The 16,548-nt window shown below is 36.9% G+C and carries 16 protein-coding genes and 1 tRNA gene; 9 read left to right on the top strand and 8 right to left on the bottom strand.

Going from position 1 to position 16,548, the window contains the following annotated elements; genetic code table 11:
• The first annotated feature begins 4 nt into the window (after positions 1–4).
• The gene (gene aroQ, locus OZP13_RS01715) at positions 5–418 is read left to right on the top strand and encodes a type II 3-dehydroquinate dehydratase (RefSeq protein ID WP_281298424.1); all 414 of its coding nucleotides are present in this window, start codon (positions 5–7) and stop codon (positions 416–418) included.
• Between the two features lie 100 nt (positions 419–518).
• On the top strand, positions 519–3,005 hold the full coding sequence (locus OZP13_RS01710; protein WP_281298423.1) for a DUF5686 and carboxypeptidase regulatory-like domain-containing protein: 2,487 nt from the start codon (positions 519–521) through the stop codon (positions 3,003–3,005).
• 7 nt (positions 3,006–3,012) lie between these two features.
• Here the strand turns inward: OZP13_RS01710 and OZP13_RS01705 are convergent, their stop codons facing one another.
• The 4 genes from OZP13_RS01705 to OZP13_RS01690 all read right to left on the bottom strand — a co-directional run bounded on the left by OZP13_RS01705 (position 3,013) and on the right by OZP13_RS01690 (position 6,455).
• Positions 3,013–3,885 (bottom strand): cation diffusion facilitator family transporter, encoded by an 873-nt coding sequence (locus tag OZP13_RS01705; RefSeq protein ID WP_281298422.1) that lies wholly within the window; start codon positions 3,883–3,885, stop codon positions 3,013–3,015.
• 69 nt (positions 3,886–3,954) lie between these two features.
• Entirely contained in the window at positions 3,955–5,265 is a 1,311-nt protein-coding gene (murA, locus tag OZP13_RS01700) for a UDP-N-acetylglucosamine 1-carboxyvinyltransferase (RefSeq protein ID WP_281298421.1), read from the bottom strand.
• Between the two features lie 82 nt (positions 5,266–5,347).
• Positions 5,348–6,073, bottom strand: coding sequence for a DUF4290 domain-containing protein (locus OZP13_RS01695; protein WP_281298420.1), 726 nt, complete (start codon positions 6,071–6,073; stop codon positions 5,348–5,350).
• A 97-nt stretch (positions 6,074–6,170) separates the two neighbouring features.
• A complete protein-coding gene (locus OZP13_RS01690; RefSeq protein WP_281298419.1) occupies positions 6,171–6,455 on the bottom strand; it encodes a DUF493 family protein in 285 nt (94 codons plus the stop codon).
• A 200-nt stretch (positions 6,456–6,655) separates the two neighbouring features.
• Here OZP13_RS01690 and OZP13_RS01685 point away from each other — a divergent pair, with 200 nt between their 5' ends.
• From OZP13_RS01685 to OZP13_RS01665, 5 genes are all read left to right on the top strand, one after another.
• Positions 6,656–7,195, top strand: a complete 540-nt coding sequence (locus OZP13_RS01685; RefSeq protein WP_281298418.1) for an AAA family ATPase — start codon at positions 6,656–6,658, stop codon at positions 7,193–7,195.
• A 61-nt stretch (positions 7,196–7,256) separates the two neighbouring features.
• Entirely contained in the window at positions 7,257–9,149 is a 1,893-nt protein-coding gene (locus OZP13_RS01680; RefSeq protein ID WP_281298417.1) for a RecQ family ATP-dependent DNA helicase, read from the top strand.
• A gap of 31 nt (positions 9,150–9,180) precedes the next feature.
• Complete coding sequence (gene fmt, locus OZP13_RS01675; RefSeq protein ID WP_269241995.1) at positions 9,181–10,128, top strand: methionyl-tRNA formyltransferase; 948 nt, start codon at positions 9,181–9,183, stop codon at positions 10,126–10,128.
• Between the two features lie 182 nt (positions 10,129–10,310).
• The gene (locus tag OZP13_RS01670; protein ID WP_143390282.1) at positions 10,311–10,583 is read left to right on the top strand and encodes an HU family DNA-binding protein; all 273 of its coding nucleotides are present in this window, start codon (positions 10,311–10,313) and stop codon (positions 10,581–10,583) included.
• Positions 10,584–10,702: 119 nt separating this feature from the next.
• Positions 10,703–11,263, top strand: coding sequence for a YqgE/AlgH family protein (locus OZP13_RS01665; protein ID WP_281298416.1), 561 nt, complete (start codon positions 10,703–10,705; stop codon positions 11,261–11,263).
• Between the two features lie 3 nt (positions 11,264–11,266).
• Here the strand turns inward: OZP13_RS01665 and OZP13_RS01660 are convergent, their stop codons facing one another.
• On the bottom strand, positions 11,267–12,103 hold the full coding sequence (locus tag OZP13_RS01660; protein WP_281298415.1) for an aminotransferase class IV: 837 nt from the start codon (positions 12,101–12,103) through the stop codon (positions 11,267–11,269).
• A 54-nt stretch (positions 12,104–12,157) separates the two neighbouring features.
• On the bottom strand, positions 12,158–12,550 hold the full coding sequence (locus tag OZP13_RS01655; protein ID WP_269241992.1) for an START-like domain-containing protein: 393 nt from the start codon (positions 12,548–12,550) through the stop codon (positions 12,158–12,160).
• A 154-nt stretch (positions 12,551–12,704) separates the two neighbouring features.
• On the opposite strand from OZP13_RS01655, the gene OZP13_RS01650 reads away from it, so the two are divergent.
• Positions 12,705–12,778, top strand: a tRNA-Met gene (locus tag OZP13_RS01650).
• Positions 12,779–13,175: 397 nt separating this feature from the next.
• Here the strand turns inward: OZP13_RS01650 and OZP13_RS01645 are convergent.
• Positions 13,176–13,706, bottom strand: coding sequence for a DUF4252 domain-containing protein (locus tag OZP13_RS01645; protein ID WP_281298414.1), 531 nt, complete (start codon positions 13,704–13,706; stop codon positions 13,176–13,178).
• Positions 13,707–13,711: 5 nt separating this feature from the next.
• Positions 13,712–14,011: a hypothetical protein gene (locus OZP13_RS01640; protein ID WP_281298413.1), complete on the bottom strand. Its 300-nt coding sequence runs from the start codon at positions 14,009–14,011 to the stop codon at positions 13,712–13,714.
• 178 nt (positions 14,012–14,189) lie between these two features.
• Between OZP13_RS01640 and OZP13_RS01635 the strand changes: the two genes are divergently transcribed.
• Positions 14,190–15,668, top strand: a complete 1,479-nt coding sequence (locus tag OZP13_RS01635) for a GFO_1087 family putative carboxy terminal peptidase (RefSeq protein ID WP_281298412.1) — start codon at positions 14,190–14,192, stop codon at positions 15,666–15,668.
• The last annotated feature ends 880 nt before the right edge of the window (positions 15,669–16,548 follow it).

The following is a 16,548-nucleotide window of genomic DNA, read 5'->3' as shown; positions in this document are numbered from 1 at the left end:
AATTATGAAAATTTCCATCATCAACGGACCAAACCTCAACTTATTAGGAAAACGCGAACCAGAAATTTATGGTTCCCAAACTTTTGAAGATTATCTTGAAATCTTGAAAAGCAAGTTTCCACAAGTAGAATTAACGTATTTTCAAAGCAATATCGAAGGCGAATTGATTGGTAAAATTCAGGAATTTGGTTTTTCTTATGATGGAATTATCCTGAATGCCGGCGCTTACACCCATACTTCAATAGGCATTGGCGATGCCATAAAATCCATAACAACTCCTGTGGTCGAAGTGCATATTTCGAATACTTTTTCTCGCGAAAGTTTCCGTCATCAATCTTATATTTCTGGAAATGCCAAAGGCGTTATTCTTGGTTTTGGAATGAAAAGCTACGAATTGGCGATACAGTCTTTTTTGTAGTTCCTTGATTCTGAAAAGCATTTCAGTTTTGAATTAAAATAACAAAATTTTATGATTGTAATTGAGTCCTACTTGTATATTTGTAGGAAAAAATTACTGCATGAAAAATTACTACTTGCTCTTTCTTCTTTTAGCATCCATTTTTTCCTTTGCACAAATCAGGGGAACCATTACTGACAATAAGGGAATCCCGCTTTCGCTTGTAACCATTCTAGAAGAGAACACCTATAACGGAACTTCATCGAACGAGCAAGGAAATTACGAATTGAATATCAAAAAAGCGGGAAAGCATACTATTGTTTTTCAATATTTGGGGTTCAAAACCCAGAAAGTAACGCTCACAATTGACAAATTTCCGTTCATCCAAAACATAAAATTGGTTGAAGAGAACTTGTCGCTTTCCGAGGTCGTCATCAACTCGAAAGACAATCCAGCTAATGCCGTAATCAGGCAGGCGATTGCCAGCAAAAAAGAAAACTCCGAAAAAACGGCTCGTTATAAAGCCGATTTTTATTCCCGTGGCATTTTTAAGGTCAAGGATTTGCCCAAGAAAATATTGGGACAAAAAGTGGGCGATTTGAACGGCGCAGTCGATTCAACCGGAACTGGAATTATTTATTTATCGGAAACCGTTTCGAAAATTATTTTTGAAAAACCCGACAATTTAAAGGAACGAATTATAGCTTCAAAAGTAAGCGGAGACAACAAAGGTTTCAGTTACAACACAGCACGATCTACGATTTATGATTTCTATGACAATACTTTGGACTTTGGAAGCAAAATAATTTCACCCATTGCCGACAATGCTTTCAACTATTATAAATACAAATTAGAAGGCACTTTTCAGGACGAAAACAATTTGATGATCAACAAAATAAAAGTCATTGCAAAGCGAGATGCCGAACCCGTTTTTGAAGGATATATTTACATTGTCGAAGATTCTTGGGCAATTTATGCCGTGGATTTGGACATCAAAGGCTACAGAATGCACCAGGAATTTGTGGACGTTATGAAGTTGAAACAGAATTTCAACTACAACAAAAACAACAAAGTTTGGGCAAAAAACACCCAAAGTCTTGAATTCTCGGCGGGTATTTTTGGAATAAAATTCAACGGAAAATTCTCTTATGTTTACAGCAATTATGAATTCGAAAAAATGTTTGCCAAAAAAACGTTTACCAATGAAATTGTAAGTTTCGAAGACAATTCCAACAAAAAAGACACACTGTTTTGGAATAAAATCAGACCGATTCCTCTCACCATCGAAGAGAATACCGATTACATAAAAAAAGACAGCGTTCATACTGTTCGAAACTCAAAAAAATATTTGGATTCCATCGACAAGAAGGACAATAAATTCAAATTTCTGAGTCCAATTACTGGTTATTCTTGGAAAAATAGCAGCCAGAAAAAATCGTTCCGTTATGATGGTTTGCTTAATTTATCGTCGTTGAGTTTCAACACGGTTCAAGGTTGGAATCTGGATTCTGGATTTTCTTTCCGAGATTGGAAAAATCAAGAAGAAAAAGGAAAATCGACTTACATCAACACTAAATTCAATTATGGTTTTTCGGATGACAGATTACGAGTTACGGCAGATTATTACCATCGATTCAACAATCAAAATTATGCGACTCTAACTCTTTTTGGCGGAAGCAAAGTCAATCAATTCAATCCCGAAGAACCCATTACGAGTTTTATAAACACTGTGAGCACTTTATTTTTCAAAGACAATTACATGAAATTGTACAACAAAGAATTTGCTGGAGCTACTTATGGTCAAGACGTGGGAAATAATTTTTATCTAAAAGGAACTTTAGAATACCAGCAACGAAAACCTTTGTTCAACACGACCGATTATACATTTATCAAAAGCGACGATGTTTACAGTTCCAATAATCCGTTGTTGCCGGACGACAATTTGACTCCCGCATTCGAGCAACATCATCTTACAAAAGCTGCTGTTTCTGCCAAAATAAATTTCGGAAACAAATACATTTCGAGACCAGACGGAAAAATAAATATTAGAAACAACGACTATCCAACCTTGTCATTTGGTTACGAAAATGCTTTTGCATCCAATGAAAGCAAATACGAATACCAATTGATTACTAGCCAAATCAGGTATGATTTCAATGCTGAAAACAAGGGAACATTAGGCATCAACTTGAAAGCGGGAACTTTCATTCACGGCGAAAATATTTCGTTTGTGGATTACAAACATTTCAACGGAAACAGAACACACGTAGGAACCAGCGACCGTTATTTGAATGTTTTCAACCTAATGAATTATTATTCGAACAGCACGAATGACAGCTATTTCGAAGCGCATTTGGAGCACAATGACAAAGGATACATCATGAATAAAATTCCTTTATTGAACAAATTGAATTCGACTTTGGTTTTGGGATTTCACGCTCTTGCCGTTCCTGACACGAAACCCTACACCGAATTTACGGTTGGCTTGGACAATCTAGGTTTTGGAAAATTAAAAGTATTTCGCTTTGATTATGTGCATTCTTATCAAAACGGGGTCCAAGAAAACGGTGTTGTTTTTGGTTTGAAAATTTTGAATGTTTTGGAGTGAAATAATTTCAATAACTCGTAGGTTCAATATGAATCAAAACGTGTCCTAATTCCGGGATTTCTTCTCGTAAAGTATCTTTGAGCACATGCGAAATTTCGTGGCCTTCCTTTACGGTGATATTCGCATTGACAATGGCGTGCAGGTCAACGTGGTATTTCATTCCCGCTTTTCGAATAAAACATTTCTCTGTATTAACCACTCCATCGACTTGTTGGGCCACTTTCCTGATTTCGACAATCAAATCCTCGTTCAGATGTTCGTCCATAATTTCGCCAAGGGCTGGCCTGAAAATCAAATAACTGTTGTAGCAAATAAAACCCGCCGCAAAAAGTGCCGCCCAATCATCTGCCGATTCGTAGCCTTTTCCCAAAACCAAGGCAATCGAAATTCCGACAAATGCCGCCACCGATGTTATTGCATCGCTTCGATGGTGCCAAGCATCGGCTTTCAGGGAAGAGCTGTTGGATTCCACGCTTCTTTTCATCACTATTCGAAAGGAATATTCTTTCCACAGAATTATGGCACCCAGAACAAAAAGTGTCCAAGTTTTTGGCAATTCGTGAGGAATTCCAATATTGTTGATGCTTTCATGAGCAATAATTGTTGCCGAAGTAATCAGGAAACCCACAACCAAAAAGGTTATCAATGGTTCTGCCCTTCCGTGACCATAAGGATGGTTATCATCGGCAGGTTTATTCGAATACTTGATTCCAAACAACACTAAAAGTGAGGAAAAAATATCGGTGGTGGATTCGATGGCATCGGCAATCAAAGCATAGGAATTGCCAAAAAAGCCTGCCAATCCTTTGATTAATGCCAAACAAATGTTGCCTACGATACTAAAATAAGTTGCCTTTACTGCGGTTTGCTCGTTTGTCATTTGAATAATTATAAAAACCTCAAAGGTTTCTAGAACTTTTGAGGTTTATTTTTTAGTTTGGTATAAAAATTATGCTCTTACTATTTTCGCACCAATGGCTCTCAATCGTTCGTCAATACGTTCGTAACCTCTATCAATTTGTTCAATGTTTTGGATGGTGCTGGTTCCTTTTGCCGAAAGCGCTGCAATCAACAAGGAGATTCCTGCACGAATATCTGGCGAGGACATCGTAGTTGCTTTGAGTTGTGATTTGAAATCGTGACCAATCACAACTGCTCTGTGCGGATCACACAAAATAATTTTGGCTCCCATATCAATCAATTTATCGACGAAAAACAAACGGCTTTCGAACATTTTTTGGTGAATAAGTACATCGCCTTTGCATTGCGTTGCCACCACAAGAACAATACTCAATAAATCTGGTGTAAATCCAGGCCAAGGGGCATCTGAAATCGTTAAAATCGAACCATCAATATCCGTTTTTACTCGGTAACCATCAGTATGTGCAGGAATATAAATATCATCGCCTTTTTTCTCCAAAGTAATTCCCAATTTTCTAAAAACACTTGGAATCAATCCCAAGTTTTCCCAACTTACATCCTTAATGGTGATTTCGCTTCTGGTCATTGCCGCCAATCCTATCCAGCTTCCTATTTCAATCATGTCGGGAAGAATTCTATGTGCACAACCTCCCAAACTTTCAACACCTTCGATAGTCAACAAGTTTGATCCAATACCCGAAACCTTGGCTCCCATGGCATTCATCATTTTACACAATTGTTGCAAATAAGGTTCGCAAGCAGCGTTGTAAATGGTTGTTGTTCCTTTGGCCAAAACCGCAGCCATGACAATATTTGCCGTTCCCGTTACCGAAGCTTCGTCCAACAACATATCGGCACCGATTAAACCATCAGTAGCTTCCACGCCATAAAAATGATCTTCTTTATTGTAACGGAATTTGGCTCCAAGATTGATGAATCCTTCAAAATGGGTATCCAATCTTCTTCTCCCAATTTTATCGCCACCCGGTTTTGGAATATATCCTTTTCCGAAACGTGCCAAAAGTGGTCCAACAATCATGATGGAACCTCTGAGCGAACCGCCTTCTTTCTTGAAAGCTTCCGTTTCTAGATAACCAACATTTACCTCGTCAGCTTGAAAAGTAAAAGAACCTGGGCCATTTTTTTGAATTTTAACACCTAAATTCCCCAAAAGGGTAATCAGTTTGTTGATGTCGATGATATCTGGGATATTATTGATGGTTACTTTTTCAGGAGTCAACAATACGGCACAAAGAATTTGCAATGCTTCGTTTTTCGCTCCTTGTGGCGTGATTTCACCTTTTAGGCTTACGCCTCCTTCTATTTTAAAAACTCCCATATTTTGATTTACGATTTACTATTTACGATTTATGAATTAATTGTCTTTGAGAAAAACACTCAATTCTAAGTCATAACTTATTTTACAAAGGTTTTCTGTTTTGGTTTTTATGTGCTGGATTTGATTTTCCTACTTTTAGATTTTTGTTGCTTTGAATTTTTGGTGGACCGGCTGGAGTAATTTTATTGGAAACCCTCTTGTTGGTTCGCAATAAATCCGTGGTGGTCAAAAGTTCTTCGGTGCTTTGAATCAAATTGAGTTTTCCATCGGACAGTTCGTATAAATGTTCAAAAATAACGTCATCTTTTACGGTGTCTTTATTCCAACTCAAATAGGATTTTTTCATGTGATTGGCGATTACTTTCACCAAGGCATTTTTCATTTCGCCATCTTCCCATTTATTGGCCACATCAATCATGTACTTGATGTTGTTGCCATAAAATCGATACTTTGGAAAATTTTGTGGATATTTCAAAACATCGGGTTTGAGTTGCAATACTTCGCGGGTTGGAACGGGATAAGGCGATTCCACATCCAATCTAAAATCGGACATTATAAAAAGTTGATCCCATAATTTGTGCTGAAAATCAGGAACGTCACGCAAATGGGGATTCAGGCTTCCCATCACTTGGATGATATATTTTGCCGCTTTGTTTCGTTCTTCCCGGTCTTCGATAGCGGTGGCTTGATCAATCAATTTTTGCAAATGACGACCGTATTCCGGAATGATTAAATGCGATCTTTCGGCATTGTATTCCAAATGATGCACGACATCGTTAGAATTTTCTTTAATATATTTTGAATTCATTCTTGAATTATTTTATTGTTTTTTAGACATAAATAATATGCCCATATATAGTAATCTCTTTCGAGAATACAGCTATTTCTTAATGTTTGTTTTGAATTTACAGGGAAATAATACCCTCTATTACGGAAACCTCTATATATTTATCTATTACCTCCTGGGAATCTTTCATGGTAACATCAACAGAAATACTCGTGAATTTTCCGGTTTTGGATTTAGTCGTTTTGATGACCGCTCCCATACAATTAAACGCTTCTTCAACACGCAACACGTTGTCGTTTACAGACGGTACGATAAATTTATATAAATAGGTAGCTGGCCAAGTAGTGCTCAAATCCAACTCCACTTTCAACCTATCATAAAATTCTTGAGTGTTCTTATCCATACTATTTTAAAAAATAAAAGCAAAGATACAGTTTTGATTTTAGATTTGGGATTTTAGATTGCAGATTTTAGATTGCGGAGTTTAGAAATTAAAATTTGAATTTAAACGGTATCCCATTCGACATAAAAGAAAGACATTGCCCTAAATAATCTTTCGGAATCCCGATAACTTTAGGTAAATTTGCGGCTTATTCGAAAAATGTGGGCAAAGAAATCATAGTCATCATTGGCGGACCGGGAACAGGCAAGAGCACTATTATCGATGGATTGATAAACAAAGGTTTTTGTTGCTATCCCGAAATCTCCAGACAAGTAACCTTGGAAGCCAAAAAGCAAGGCATCGAACAACTGTTTCTTGAAAAACCACTACTTTTCAGCGAATTGTTGTTGGAAGGCAGAAAAAAACAATTCACTAGCGCTTTGGAAGAGCCACACGAAGTTGTTTTTATCGACCGAGGAATTCCTGATATTTTAGCTTACATGCATTACATTGGCGACAGTTATCCAGCCCATTTTGATTTGGCCTGTCGTGAAAATTTATATACCAAAATCTTTATTCTACCGCCTTGGGAAGAAATATACGTGAGCGACGAAGCCCGCTACGAAAACTTCGAACAGGCCAAACTCATTCACGACCACCTCACGGAAACCTATCAAAATTATGGTTACCAACTCATAGAAGTTCCCAAAGACACGCTTGATAATAGAATTTTATTTATCTTAGATGAAATTTCCAGCTAATTTAGGAGATTTAAACTTTGAGTTTTTAATTTTTTAATGGCTAATCAACAACTCCTATTTAATGTCTGAAGCATTAGCAATTCTCCAAAAATATTGGAAACACGACGAATTCAGGTCGCCACAAAACGAAATTATAGATTCTGTTTTGGATGGAAAAGACACTTTTGGGCTGATGCCAACGGGTGGCGGAAAATCCATTTGTTTTCAGGTTCCCGCCTTGATGAAAAACGGCATTTGCTTGGTTATTTCCCCTTTGGTTGCCTTGATGAAAGACCAAGTGCAACGTCTGCAACAACTCAACATCAAAGCCATTGCGTTGACGGGCGGAATACAATCGGACGAGATGATTGCGCTTTTGGACAATTGCGAATTCGGCAATTACAAATTCCTGTACTTGTCGCCGGAACGCTTGCAATCGGATTGGATTTTGGAACGGATAAAAACCCTGCCCATCAATTTGATTGCCGTTGACGAAGCGCATTGCGTATCGCAATGGGGACACGATTTTCGTCCCGCTTATTTGAAAATTGCCAATCTAAAAACCCATTTCCCGAAAGTTCCTTTTCTGGCACTAACCGCTTCGGCAACAAAAACGGTTCTTGATGATGTAATTCTTCAATTAAAATTAGAGAAACCGGCTATTTTCCAGAAATCATTTGCCCGAAAAAACATTGCCTACATGGTTTTTGAAGTGGAAGATAAGCTGCATCGAATGGGACAAATCCTAAAGAAGAATCCACAACCTTCCATCATATATGTCCGCAACAGGAAATCGTGCTCGGATACCGCTTCGCAATTGCAATCTTTGGGATTCAAAGCCACTTTTTACCATGGCGGATTATCGGTCAAGGAGAAAGAAAAAAACATGAGTCAGTGGATGAACGAAGAAGTGCAAATTATGGTTGCCACCAACGCGTTTGGAATGGGAATTGACAAATCCAACGTAAAAACGGTAATCCATATCCATCTTCCCGAAAGCATGGAAAGTTATTACCAAGAAGCTGGTCGTGCCGGACGAAATGAAGAGAAAGCGTTTGCCATCATTCTGACCAGTCCATCGGATAAAGCGCAAGCGCAAAGCCAATTCATTAATGTACTGCCCGACAAAAAAATTCTGACCCAGATTTACATCAAACTGTGCAACTATTTCCGAATTGCTTACGGCGAAGGAATTGACGAGCAGTTTTCGTTTAACCTGAACCATTTTTGCCAGAAATATGGATTCCCAACCTTGAAGACCTACAACGCCATCCAATTTTTAGACCGTCAAGGCATTTTGAGTTTGTCACAAGAATATTCAGAGAAAATCACGATGCAGTTCATCATTGAGTCCAAAGAAGTGATTCGCTACATGAGTTTGAATCCGAATGAGGAACTCGTTGTTTTATCTCTTCTTCGAACCTATCCGGGAATTTACGAATCGCAAACCGCCATTAATTTATCCTTGATTGCCAAAAAAGCAAATTGTGAAGAAACCCTTGTTCTTTCCATTTTGGAAAAATTGAAAGAGCGAGACATTATCGATTATCACAAAAAAAACAACGATGCTTCGATTATTTTTAACGAAGTTCGCGAAGACGAAAGAACCATCAATCGGGTTTCGAAATATTTGGAAAACCAGAACAAACAAAAAGTTGCCCAATTCGAATCGGTTTTACATTACATCAATGAGAAGAAAGTGTGTAAAAGCAAGTTGATTCTGGGTTACTTTGGAGAAACAACCGAAACAGATTGCGGCATTTGCTCCTATTGCATTTCCAAAAAAAAGAAACCTATTGACACGCCCTTGATTTTGGAAAAAATTATTGGATTATTAAAAATACAAGAATTGAATTCGAGAGAAATTCAAAAACTGACCAAAAACTCCGAAGACGATGTTATCTTTGCCTTGCAAAATTTATTGGAAAACAATAAAATTGCCGTAAAACCAAACAATAAATATTCACTTAAATAAGGAGGAGATTGCTTCGTTCCTCGCAATGACAATGGAAAAATTAAGAATCGTATTTATGGGAACTCCCGAATTTGCCGTTGGCATTCTGGACACCATAATCAAAAACAATTATAATGTTGTGGGCGTTATCACCGCAGCCGACAAACCGGCCGGTCGTGGCCAAAAAATAAAATATTCGGCAGTGAAAGAATACGCATTGGCCAATAATCTCACTTTGTTGCAACCCACCAATTTAAAAGACGAAAGCTTCTTGGAAGAATTGAAGGCTTTAAATGCCAATCTACAAATCGTGGTTGCCTTCAGGATGTTGCCCGAAGTGGTTTGGAGAATGCCAAAACTGGGCACCTTCAATCTTCACGCATCCTTATTGCCTAATTATCGTGGAGCAGCACCAATAAATTGGGCGATTATAAACGGCGATATCCAAACTGGAGTGACCACCTTTTTCATCGATGACAAAATAGATACGGGTGCAATGATTCTGAGTTCGGAAACAGCTATTGCACCAGACGAAAATGCAGGACAATTGCACGACCGATTGATGCAATTGGGAAGCGAAACTGTTTTGGAGACTTTGGCATTGATTGAAAAAGGAAATCTAACAACAACTATCCAAAAAGAGAGTCCTGAAATAAAAACGGCTTACAAGTTAAACAAAGAAAATTGCAAAATTGATTGGACAAAACCAGCGGTTGAAATCTATAATTTAATACGAGGATTGAGTCCCTATCCCTCGGCTTGGAGTTTCATCAGTGACAAAAACGAAAAATGGAACGTTAAAATCCACGAAGCCAAAATATCATTAGAACCACATAATTATGCTATTGGAAGCTTGATTTGCAGCAAAAAAGAAATAAAAATAGCTGTAAGAGATGGCTTTATTCAGGTATTAAGCCTTCAATTTCCGGGTAAAAAGAAGATGAACACCCCAGAATTTCTGAATGGAGTCACATTTTCAGAGATTGCAAAGGCCTATTAACCTCAATAAAACGGGTGCTTTTTGATTGTTTTTAAGGAATTTTCCCAGCTTTATGAACAAAAAAAACAAGTTATCAACAAAACGTACTAAAATTAAACAAAACACTTGTAAGGTAAGTAAATCCTACTAAATTTGTTATTATTAACAAAGTTTTTTTAACCAACATTTAATAACTAAACATTATGAACAAATCAGAATTAATCGACGCTATCGCTGCTGACGCAGGAATTACAAAAGCTGCTGCAAAATTAGCTTTAGAATCATTTTTAGGAAACGTAGGTAGTACTTTGAAAAAAGGTGGAAGAGTATCTTTAGTAGGTTTCGGATCATGGTCAGTTTCAGCAAGAGCTGCAAGAGATGGTAGAAATCCCCAAACAGGAAAAACAATACAAATCGCTGCTAAAAACGTAGTGAAATTTAAAGCTGGTGCTGAATTAGAAGGAGCAGTAAATTAATTTAAGTTTTTCTTAAATATAACGAAAACCTTCCTTTGGAGGGTTTTTTTATGTCTTTTGTCGATTAATTTTGGACTATTCTCTTATTTATTCTTAATTTTAAAATAAAAATAAAACCAATGATTTCAGCAAAATTAAAAAAGGGAAATCTTCTCATTGCGGAGCCATCATTAATGGGAGATTTATCATTCAATAGATCGGTCATTTTATTGGCCGACCACAATAAGAGTGGCTCAGTTGGTTTTATTATCAACAAACCCCTAAAGTACACTATTCAGGATTTAATCCCTGAAATCAATGCAAATTTCAAGATATACAATGGCGGTCCCGTAGAACAAGACAACCTGTATTTTATTCACAATATTCCTGAACTCATTCCAAACAGCATAGAGATTTCAGATGGAATTTATTGGGGAGGAGAATACGAATCTACAAAGGAACTCATCAATAGCGGCAAAATAAACAAAGAGAATATTAGGTTCTTTTTGGGCTATACAGGCTGGGAAGAAGACCAATTGGAAACCGAAATGGAAGAAAGTTCATGGATCATTGCCAAGAACAACTATGAGAATAGAATAATCGGAAAATCAGCTTCCCACTTTTGGAAAAAACAAATCAAGGAATTGGGCGGCGAATATCTAATATGGTCCAATGCACCTGAAAACCCTGCATTGAATTAATTACTACTTATTTATAGATTCGTTTAGTTTTTGCACCAATATCTTTGATAAATTGGTCGTGAACTCTTTTTTGCGGTATTTGGTGATGGGCTGTATTCCTTTAATCACGTTAGTAATAAACAATTCATCCGCTTTTTGAAGATCAAAGGGGGAAATTACTTCTTCGATAACCTCCAAGTTTTCTATTTTTCGGGCCAAAGCCAAAATTTGCTTTCTCATAACACCGTTCAAACATCCCTCAGAAACTGGAGGCGTGATTAGCGTATTTCCTTTTACCATAAAAACATTTCCTTGCAAGGCTTCAATAACATTTTTACCGTCATTCAACAACAAGCAATTGTCAAAGCCATTTTCGTCGGCAAAAATACTGGCGGTGATATTTATGATTTTATTGGTAGTTTTTATGGAAGAAAGCAACTGTTTTGTCACGTAAAAATCCGTATATAAATCTACAACATAGTCGCTTTGATTGATTGAATACAAGGCACTATCAAGACTCTCCGCGTTAACCAAAAAAGAAACCGTGTTGGTTTTGGGCAAATAATAACCTCCATCATTTCTGTAAACAGTAATACGGGCTCGAGCCGAAATTTCCAAATTTTTGGCTGTTGCCAATGCCAGAATTTGTTCTTCAAAATATTCCATCGTGAAATTCATCGGGATTTCCATTCGAATGACACGCATGGACGACATCAGCCTGAAATAATGATCTTCTAAAAAAAGAATTTTTGAATTTACTATTTTGACTGTTTCAAAAACGGCATCGCCGTATAAAAAAGCACGATTTTGAGTCAATAAACTAGCGTCGTTAGACACGATGGTACCATTAAAATTAATCATAAAAAAACCCTGAATTAAATTCAGGGCAAATATAAGTCATAAAATACAATTTTACTAAACAGAACCAATTACATGTTTAAGATCCAAAACTTGGTTTTCCCACAACTGTTTTGCTTCGCTTAATTCTTCTTTCTCGGCAAAATCAATTACCATCAAGGATACGTCTTTCGTGATTTCGTCCACCAAGATATTCAACTCAAAAAAGTATTCGGTGTCTTTATTGTTTCCATCCACCCATTTGAACCGAACTTTTTCGCCTGATTTCTTGGAACAAAGTCTTGCTTTCTCTTCGGAATCATTCCAAATGAAAGTGAAAAATTCACCTCGAGAATTCACATTGTCAGCAAACCACTCAGACAAACCTGATGGAGTTGAAATGTATTGGTACAACAATTGGGGAGATGAGTTTATAGGAAACTCTATTTCGTATCGTATTTTTAAATCCATGTGCGACAAATTAATTTTTGTGAAATGTATAGAATATAAAGCCAATAAAAAAGCATTTTCAAAAATATTTTTTTTTCTTTCTTTTATGCTTGTAAGCTCTAATTTAATTTTTATATTTGCACCCGCATTCAGGGATGGTTTCCCAATTGCATTTGGCGAGGTAGCTCAGTTGGTTAGAGCGCAGGATTCATAACCCTGAGGTCACGGGTTCAACTCCCGTCCTCGCTACAAAAACAAACCCTTAAACAGCAATTGTTTAAGGGTTTTTTATTGGAGTCAAGTTTCGAAAACACAGACCAATTTATCGATATGTCCTTCTTCTTGTTGAGCCAAATAAGCGGAGCGCTTTTAGAGCATATTTCGTTTTATGTGACAGCATTTTTTGCTGATTATTCGCTAAAACAGTAAAAAAACAATCAACAACCTCGATATACGGAGTTTAAATACGGGCATTGCCAAGTCTTTCCGGAAAGAGATTTCCGTTTTAAGTTTTAAGTATGCAAAAAGCATCCCTAAAAAGAAAATGCAAAAAAAGCTTTCAGTCTGTCCAGTGACGAAAGCTTTTTTTTATGACTCGACAGAGCCAATTCTTTTTTTTTGCGAAAAGCAAAAATCAATCCCTTCTTTATTTTTTCCCTTTTGTGGCTTTCTTCAAATCATCGCCGCCGGGAATCTTCATTTTATCCGTGAGAATGGCAATTTCACTCAAGGAAAAATCTCCCGTCAATGACATCAAGACGGTTTCACCTGCCTTGCTCCCGTCTTCGATAAACATTAGAAGTTCCTTAACCTGAGTATCTGTCGATCCTGATTTGACCCATATTTTCACGTTTTTACCGCTATCGTTAACTCGCATCAACTCTTCTAATCCGGCAGTTTTCATGTATTTGTCGGCAGACAACTTCATGTCGGCAGCAATTTTTGCATTGGTGGTCGTAAACACTTTCAGATTGTCCAACTTTTTCATCAGGCTCAAATATTGTTGGGTTTCCTTGTCATTGGCATCTACTTTGACACTTCCCATCATTTGAAACATTTTCTTGTTGACGACAACCGATGTCACGCCTTCCTGACCATCATATTTATCGAAAGTGGACTGGGCAAAAAATGCATTGGAAACTAATGCCATTAGTACTGTTAGTATAAAATTTCTCATTTTGATTATTGTTGTTTAAAAATTAAATTTTTTGAATTATCGTATTCTTGAAGGTATCGTACATTTTCCATGCCAGTTTTTAAATGCGTCGATAAAACTGACAATGCTTTTTGTGTTTCCCTAAAAGCAACTTCGGGATCATCATAGGTTCCTAGATTTTGATTTTGGTTGGCTTCATAATAATTCAAATAGCCACATATCCCAATTGCCAATAAAAAGAGAACCGAACCGGCAATAGAAAGCCGTCGCCCATTTAGCTTTTTAGGTTTTATGCCCATTTCTTGAACACCATTTTTTGTTTCCACTCTATTCATAACAACTGAATGGTTTTGTCTTTGAAGGTAGCCATTAACTTCATTTAATTGTAAAAATAAATCAATTTAAAGATCCAAAATTATAACGAATCTAATTTATTTTCACCAGTAAATCCACAAAATAAAACTAAAGTTAGTATTTTTACGTTTGATACCCCAAAACCAAAGTATGAAAACAAAGTTCAAACTCATAATTCTTCTTTTTTTAGCCGTTTTTGCTTTCCAAAGTTGTCAGGACAATGACGATGTGGCTGCACCCGTAAATTTAGAAGTGAATGACTTTATTTGGAAAGGACTGAATATTTACTATTTATGGCAAGCCGATGTGTCCAATTTATCCGACAATAAATTTGCGACCCAAACGCAACTAAATAATTTTTTATCGGGATATCCTAAACCGGAAAGTTTATTCGAAAGTTTATTGTACAAGCCCGAAAGTCTTTACCCAGCGAAGGGGGAACACGTGGATAGATTCAGTTGGATTGTTGATGATTATTTGGAATTAGAGGGACAACTTCAAGGAACAACCAATAATAATGGCGTGGAATTTGGTTTGAGCTACAAATCATCCGGTTCTTCGGAGATAATTGGTTGGGTGCGCTATATCATCCCAAATTCGGATGCATCAACAAAAAACATCAAACGTGGCGATGTTTTTTATGGCGTAAATGGAACCCAATTGACGGTAAACAATTACCAAGCCTTATTGTACGGTTCCAACAATGATTACACCTTAAATATGGCCGACATCAATGGCGGAGCATTTACACCAAACGGAAAATCAGTCGCTTTGACGAAAACCGTTCTGGACGAAAATCCTATTTTGGTAAATAAAGTAATCGTTTCCGGATCACACAAAATTGGATACTTGATGTATAATGGTTTTTATGCCAATTATGACACTCGACTAAATGATGCTTTTGGTGCACTTCAATTACAGGGAATCACTGATTTTGTTCTTGATTTAAGATACAATGGTGGTGGTTCGATTCAAACTGCAACCAGATTGGCAAGCATGATCACGGGATCATTTACGGGCCAGGTTTTTTCCAAGGAACAATGGAATGCCAAAATAGAATCTTATTTTAATGCCAACGACCCGGAGTCCTTAAAAAATTTATTTACCGACAAAATGGGAACTACCGCCATTAAAAGTATTGGCATGACCAAGGTTTATATTTTGACTTCCGCAAGCACCGCTTCGGCGAGCGAATTAGTGATAAACGGATTGAAACCCTACATAACTGTTGTACAAATAGGCGACACAACTGTTGGAAAAAACGTGGGCTCCGTTACCCTATATGATTCTCCTACTTTCGGAAAAGAAAACAGAAACCCTAACCACCGCTATGCGATGCAACCCCTGGTGTTGAAAATTGTCAATTCATTGGGTTATGGAGATTATCAAAATGGCTTAGAGCCTACCTATTCATTGAAAGAAACGCTAAGTACTCTTGATGTTCTTGGCAGTCCGACAGAGCCTTTGTTGAGTCTTTCGATTGCAAAAATCACCGGAACCGGCAAAATGAAACCATCCACTCCAGGAATTCAATTTGAATATTTTAAAGATTCGAAATCAATAAATGGAATTCGAAACCAAATGTATCTTGACAAGGCTCCGGAAGGTTTGCTGAAGGCTTTGGAATAAAAAAAACATAAACACACACATAAAGGCTTCTTAGGAAGCCTTTTTTTAGGCTTGAAAAACCGTTATTCAACAAACGTGCGCTTACAAATCAATTTTATATTCACTCAGGATGGTCAAATAAAACAACATGGCTTACCCAATGGCATTGAGCCATCTAAACTCACGAAAAAAGCTCAAAAAAAAAATTAATTCATTGTCATTTAACTCCATTCGAGCAGGTCAAACGCATTTAAAACAATTAGACACCAATTTCACTTGGACATTCGCTTTTAAAACTTGAGTTTCCATGTATTTTTATCAAATTATACGATTGCCACACAGATGACACCGATAATGCCGATTCACACGGATTTTTTTTTATCTGTCAATTAGTGAAAATGAATGAATATCTGTGGAAATCCGTTCAATCCGTGTTATCTGTGTGCCTCTATACAACTTAAATATCTTGCCAATAACCAAAATCTTAGAAGCAAACGCCCTAGCATTTCGCAAATTATGAGGATTCAAAAGTTAAATTACACACATTTTAACTGCCTTTGGCAGATTCTCGGAATTGATATTGAACTGATTTCGTGTAAATTGGTGTAATTCGGGTAAAAAACAATAAAATAATTTAATTCATTTGACCTGATATTCGACAGCTTTTAATCGATTTTAAAAAAAAAAGGTAAATTTGCATCCGTTTTAATCCTCTAATAAACCCAAGGGTGTAATTATTAGAATTTTATAGAGCCGAAAAACAAACTGGGGAGACACCTAAAAAAAGACAGGATAGACCAATTCTTGGTTTTTTAACACAGTACAAAGTCTTCTAAAAATTAAATACAACGACCAAATGAAGCCAGAAGTGCCCTGTTTTTATGAATTCGCCCTAAAAGTT

The sequence above is a fragment of the Flavobacterium limnophilum genome (assembly GCF_027111315.2).
Classification (GTDB): Bacteria; Bacteroidota; Bacteroidia; order Flavobacteriales; family Flavobacteriaceae; genus Flavobacterium; species Flavobacterium limnophilum.
Note: the sequence above shows the minus strand (reverse complement) of the source record. Positions and strands in the feature narration are given on the sequence as shown.

What these genes read in the sequence shown, in the direction of transcription:
- aroQ (WP_281298424.1), top strand. Translation starts at nt 5, where the DNA reads ATGAAAATTTCCATCATCAACGGACCAAACCTCAACTTATTAGGAAAA.
- OZP13_RS01710 (WP_281298423.1), top strand. Translation starts at nt 519, where the DNA reads ATGAAAAATTACTACTTGCTCTTTCTTCTTTTAGCATCCATTTTTTCC.
- OZP13_RS01705 (WP_281298422.1), bottom strand. Translation starts at nt 3,885, where the DNA reads ATGACAAACGAGCAAACCGCAGTAAAGGCAACTTATTTTAGTATCGTA.
- murA (WP_281298421.1), bottom strand. Translation starts at nt 5,265, where the DNA reads ATGGGAGTTTTTAAAATAGAAGGAGGCGTAAGCCTAAAAGGTGAAATC.
- OZP13_RS01695 (WP_281298420.1), bottom strand. Translation starts at nt 6,073, where the DNA reads ATGAATTCAAAATATATTAAAGAAAATTCTAACGATGTCGTGCATCAT.
- OZP13_RS01690 (WP_281298419.1), bottom strand. Translation starts at nt 6,455, where the DNA reads ATGGATAAGAACACTCAAGAATTTTATGATAGGTTGAAAGTGGAGTTG.
- OZP13_RS01680 (WP_281298417.1), top strand. Translation starts at nt 7,257, where the DNA reads ATGTCTGAAGCATTAGCAATTCTCCAAAAATATTGGAAACACGACGAA.
- fmt (WP_269241995.1), top strand. Translation starts at nt 9,181, where the DNA reads ATGGAAAAATTAAGAATCGTATTTATGGGAACTCCCGAATTTGCCGTT.
- OZP13_RS01670 (WP_143390282.1), top strand. Translation starts at nt 10,311, where the DNA reads ATGAACAAATCAGAATTAATCGACGCTATCGCTGCTGACGCAGGAATT.
- OZP13_RS01665 (WP_281298416.1), top strand. Translation starts at nt 10,703, where the DNA reads ATGATTTCAGCAAAATTAAAAAAGGGAAATCTTCTCATTGCGGAGCCA.
- OZP13_RS01660 (WP_281298415.1), bottom strand. Translation starts at nt 12,103, where the DNA reads ATGATTAATTTTAATGGTACCATCGTGTCTAACGACGCTAGTTTATTG.
- OZP13_RS01655 (WP_269241992.1), bottom strand. Translation starts at nt 12,550, where the DNA reads ATGGATTTAAAAATACGATACGAAATAGAGTTTCCTATAAACTCATCT.
- OZP13_RS01645 (WP_281298414.1), bottom strand. Translation starts at nt 13,706, where the DNA reads ATGAGAAATTTTATACTAACAGTACTAATGGCATTAGTTTCCAATGCA.
- OZP13_RS01635 (WP_281298412.1), top strand. Translation starts at nt 14,190, where the DNA reads ATGAAAACAAAGTTCAAACTCATAATTCTTCTTTTTTTAGCCGTTTTT.